3 protein-coding genes and 1 pseudogene are annotated in these 4,218 nt (G+C 64.4%); 1 reads left to right on the plus strand and 3 read right to left on the minus strand.

The window, feature by feature from the left end:
• The coding region (locus ACHWRX_RS16510; RefSeq protein WP_394660024.1) for a TonB-dependent receptor plug domain-containing protein at positions 1-1,232 on the minus strand (1,232 nt) is incomplete at its 3' end.
• A gap of 236 nt (positions 1,233-1,468) precedes the next feature.
• Between ACHWRX_RS16510 and katG the strand changes: the two genes are divergently transcribed.
• The gene (gene katG / locus ACHWRX_RS16515; RefSeq protein ID WP_394660025.1) at positions 1,469-3,679 is read left to right on the plus strand and encodes a catalase/peroxidase HPI; all 2,211 of its coding nucleotides are present in this window, start codon (positions 1,469-1,471) and stop codon (positions 3,677-3,679) included.
• Positions 3,680-3,717: 38 nt separating this feature from the next.
• On the opposite strand, the gene ACHWRX_RS16520 is transcribed toward katG, so the two are convergent.
• Together ACHWRX_RS16520 and ACHWRX_RS16525 are read right to left on the minus strand one after the other, a co-directional pair.
• Positions 3,718-4,140 (minus strand): YbaN family protein, encoded by a 423-nt coding sequence (locus ACHWRX_RS16520; RefSeq protein WP_183616325.1) that lies wholly within the window; start codon positions 4,138-4,140, stop codon positions 3,718-3,720.
• Positions 4,130-4,218: pseudogene (locus ACHWRX_RS16525) on the minus strand (SufE family protein); the annotation flags it as partial. The gene ACHWRX_RS16520 and the pseudogene ACHWRX_RS16525, both read right to left, overlap by 11 nt.

Here is a 4,218-nt window from a genome sequence, read left to right on the forward strand (position 1 = left end):
ACGTCATAGGCAAGCGTGCTGACCATGCCGAAGCGCTTCATCCGGTATTCCGTCGTGCGGAAACCTACCGGGCTGCGCGCGGTGATCACCGAGCCGTCCGCATTCAAGGCCCCGACCGGAGTGGGCGAGTAGGGTGTGATCCACGAACCCTGGCCCTTGTTTTCGTGATAATAGCCCGTCGTCACCATGGTGAGGTTGGGCGTCAAGTTGGCGTTGAAGGTGACGCCGCCCACGTAGTCTTGCCGGATCCCGGCCGCATCGAAATAGGCATCGTCCACGGTGCCGAAGCCTGCCGGGAACGTGGTGCCAACGCCGGGCCAGGGCTGCGCGTTCGCGGGGGCCTGCTGGTTCTGGTAGACCTTGGCGATCTGCAGCGCGAGCGGATAGTCGTTGGCAATGTTGTCATTGCGCAGGCCACGGCGCGTGATGATGTCGTAGCTGAGGTCCTGGTAGTCCTGCTCGCGACGGTCGGAAAAGTTCAGGAAGCCGGTGATGCTGCCCAGCGCGCCCAGGTCCTTCATGATCTTGCCGTTGGCCTGGTGCTGGCGCTGCGTGCCATAGCCCTTCCACTTGTCGGTGGTGAGGTAGGCGTAGCTGAGATAACCCTTCAGGCCGCCGCCGATATCGCCGCTGTCGATGCGGGCGAATGCGCGCCAGGTATCGTCCGAGCCATAGGTGCCGCCGCCGGTCACGTTGGCCATGTCACGCGGGGTGTCGCTGAAGAATTCGATCGTGCCGCCCAGGTTGCTGGTGGAGGCGGTGCCCAGCGCGCCCGCGCCTTGCGCCACTTCGGTGCGCGCCACGTTTTCCGAGATGATGGCGCGGCTGATGTGCAGGCCGTTGACGTTGCCGTAGGTCATGTCGCCCAGCGGCACGCCATCGAGGGTGAAGCCCAGCTGGTTCTGGTTGAACCCGCGCAGCGAGATGCGCACCGCCCACTCGTAGGCGCCGAAAGGATCGGAGGCCTGGAAGTTCACGCCCGGCAGCTTGGAGATCGCCTTCAGCGGGCTGGAGCCCGGCGTCAGGCGGGCGATATCGTCGGCGCTGACGCTTTGCACCTGGCGGCTCTGCCCAAAGCCGAGCACGACGATGTCCTGATCGTCCGCCGCGGTCTGGGCGGCTTCGGTGGTCGGCGCGGATTTATCGGCGATCTCGGTCTGGGCATTCGCGGCAAGCGGGAGGGCGAGCGCGATGAAGGCGGCGCTGCTCAGAAAGCGATGTGCGATTCTCATGGTTAATCCCCTGGGCCGGGTGTGGCTCGCCGCGCCCATGGGATCGCAAGGTTACAATGCAGCGTCCGTTGGATGACGGTTCAAAGATTGCCGGTTTGTAACCATCGCGCCGACCTGCCCCGCGCATACGGTCATTCGGAGTGTTCTATGGCTGTCATCAGGGGAACTGATTTCTATCTCAGGGCTTGGCGGGGTTAGATCATCCCACGTCAATCGACCGATCAGGAGAGTGAACCATGGACGCAGAAACCGGTAGCCCACTGCACGGCTGCCCGATGAAGGAGGGCGCGGCCATGCGCAAGCTCCTGGGCAAGGCCAACCGTGAGTGGTGGCCCAATCAACTTTCGATCGACATCCTGCCGCAGCAGGGCGCCAGCGGCAGCCCCTATGGCGATGATTTCAACTATGCGCAGGCGTTCAAGAAGCTCGACCTTGCGGCGGTGAAGCGCGATCTCCACGCGCTCATGACCGATAGCCAGCCCTGGTGGCCGGCGGACTATGGCCACTACGGCCCTTTCTTCATCCGCATGGCTTGGCACAGCGCCGGTACCTACCGCACCGGTGACGGTCGCGGCGGCGCATCGTCGGGATCGCAGCGGTTCGCGCCGCTCAACTCCTGGCCGGATAACGGCAACCTCGACAAGGCCCGCCGGCTGCTCTGGCCGATCAAGCAAAAGTACGGCCGCAGCCTTTCCTGGGCGGACCTGATGATATTGGCCGGAAACGTCGCCATCGAATCGATGGGTGGCCCCGTATTCGGCTTTGGCGGCGGTCGCGCCGATGTATTCGAGCCGGAGAAGGATATCTACTGGGGCACCGAGGAAGAATGGCTGGGCCAGACCCGCATCGATGAGAAGTCGGGCCTGGCGCTGGAAAACCCGCTCGCCGCGATCCAGCTGGGCTTGATCTACGTCAATCCCGAAGGCCCGGGCGGTGAGCCCGATCCGGTCGGTTCCGCGCGAGATATCCGCGAGACGTTCCACCGCATGGGCATGAACGACGAGGAAGTCGTGGCGCTCACCGCGGGCGGCCACACGTTCGGCAAGTGCCACGGCGCGGGTGACGTGAACCTGGTGGGCGCAGAGCCCGAAGGCGCTGACGTCGCCATGCAGGGCCTTGGCTGGCAGTCCGGCCATGAAAGCGGCATGGGCGATCACACGATCACCAGCGGCATCGAGGGCGCGTGGACGGCCAACCCGATCAAGTGGGACATGGGCTATTTCGACAACCTGCTGAACCACGAATACGAGCTGGAAAAGAGCCCGGCCGGCGCGTGGCAGTGGCATCCGGTGGGCAATCCGGAAGAGACGCAGGCCCCCAAGGCGCACACCGCGGGCGTCAAGGTGCCCACGATCATGACCACCGCCGACATGGCGATGAAGGTAGACCCGGAATATCGCAAGATTTCCGAGCGGTTCCACAAGAACCCCGATCAGTTCGCCGATGCCTTCGCGCGGGCCTGGTTCAAGCTGTGCCACCGCGACATGGGGCCAAAGGCGCGATATCTGGGCCCGGATGTTCCGGCGGAAGACCTGATTTGGCAGGACCCGATCCCCAAGGCGACCTACAAGACCGCGGACGCGGCGGACGTGGCGCTGCTGGAGCAGAAGATCCTGGCGTCCGGCCTCACCGTGGCGGAACTGGTTTCCACCGCCTGGGCCTCGGCATCGACGTATCGGCGGTCGGACCATCGCGGCGGCGCCAACGGCGGTCGCATCCGCTTGGAGCCGCAGCGGAGCTGGCACGTCAACGAGCCTGCCAAGCTGAAGAAGGTCCTGGACGTCTATGATAACATCAAGGCCAAGTTCGATCAGCTGAACAAGCGCATCTCGATCGCGGACCTCGTCGTTCTGGGTGGCGCGGTCGGCGTGGAAAAGGCGATCAGGGATGCCGGATACGCTGTGCCCGTGCCGTTCACCCCGGGCCGCACCGATGCCTCGCAGGAGCAGACCGACATCGAGAACTTCGAGTGGCTGGAACCCAAGGCCGACGGCTTCCGCAACTATCTGCCGACGCGGATGGCCGTTCCCACCGAGGAACTGCTGGTCGATCGCGCCTCGTTGCTGGGCCTCAGCGCACCGGAGATGACGGTGCTGCTGGGCGGCCTGCGCGTGCTGGGTGCGAACTTCGGCGATACAAAGGAAGGCGTTCTTACCGATCGCCCGGGCCAGCTGACGAACGATTTCTTCGTCAACCTGCTGGACATGGGCACGGCCTGGAAGGTGATCGACGAAAGCGGCGACCAGATCTTCGCGGGCACCGATCGCAAGACCGACCAGCAGAAGTGGACCGCCACCCGCACCGACCTTGCGTTCGGTTCAAACTCGCAGTTGCGCGCGATCGCCGAGGTCTACGCGATGAAGGACGCGGGCGAACTGTTCGTGAAGGAGTTCGTCGCCGCCTGGACCAAGGTGATGAACGCGGATCGGTTTGACCTGACCGCGTGAGGTGAGGGCGGAGGGGGAGGGCTCTTGAAGGGGCCCTCCTACTCCGCCCGCGTCCATATCCACGGGCCTAGCACCAGCAGCACCGCCAGCGGGATCAGCACCGCCGGAAAACCCAGCGTGAAGAACACGAACGGCACGCTTGCGCTCATCGCCAGGATCGCCGAAACCTTGCCCTTGCGGCTGATCGCCCGCCGATCCCGCCATGCCACAAGATGCGGGCCATAGCGTTTATGGGCGTAGAGCTTGTCCGCCAGATGCGGGTGGCTTTTGGAAAAGCACCAGGCTGCCAGAAGGTAGAACACGACGGTTGGCAACAGCGGCAGGAATATGCCCAGCGTTCCCAGCCCTACGAAGAACCATCCCGATCCCGCCCACAGAAGCCGCGCCCCTTTACCGATCGGTACTGTGTCGACCGATTTAGGCCCGATAGGCGGGGCAGCGTCCGGCTCGTCAGCCGGCATAGCGTGCGGCGGTCTCGCGGATCAGCGCGATCATGTTCGGCACGCCCTGGGTGCGGTTGGAGGACAACTGGTTGCGCA

Source organism: uncultured Novosphingobium sp., assembly GCF_964277725.1.
Classification (GTDB): Bacteria; Pseudomonadota; Alphaproteobacteria; order Sphingomonadales; family Sphingomonadaceae; genus Novosphingobium; species Novosphingobium fluoreni.

What these genes read in the sequence shown, in the direction of transcription:
- katG (WP_394660025.1), top strand. Translation starts at nt 1,469, where the DNA reads ATGGACGCAGAAACCGGTAGCCCACTGCACGGCTGCCCGATGAAGGAG.
- ACHWRX_RS16520 (WP_183616325.1), bottom strand. Translation starts at nt 4,140, where the DNA reads ATGCCGGCTGACGAGCCGGACGCTGCCCCGCCTATCGGGCCTAAATCG.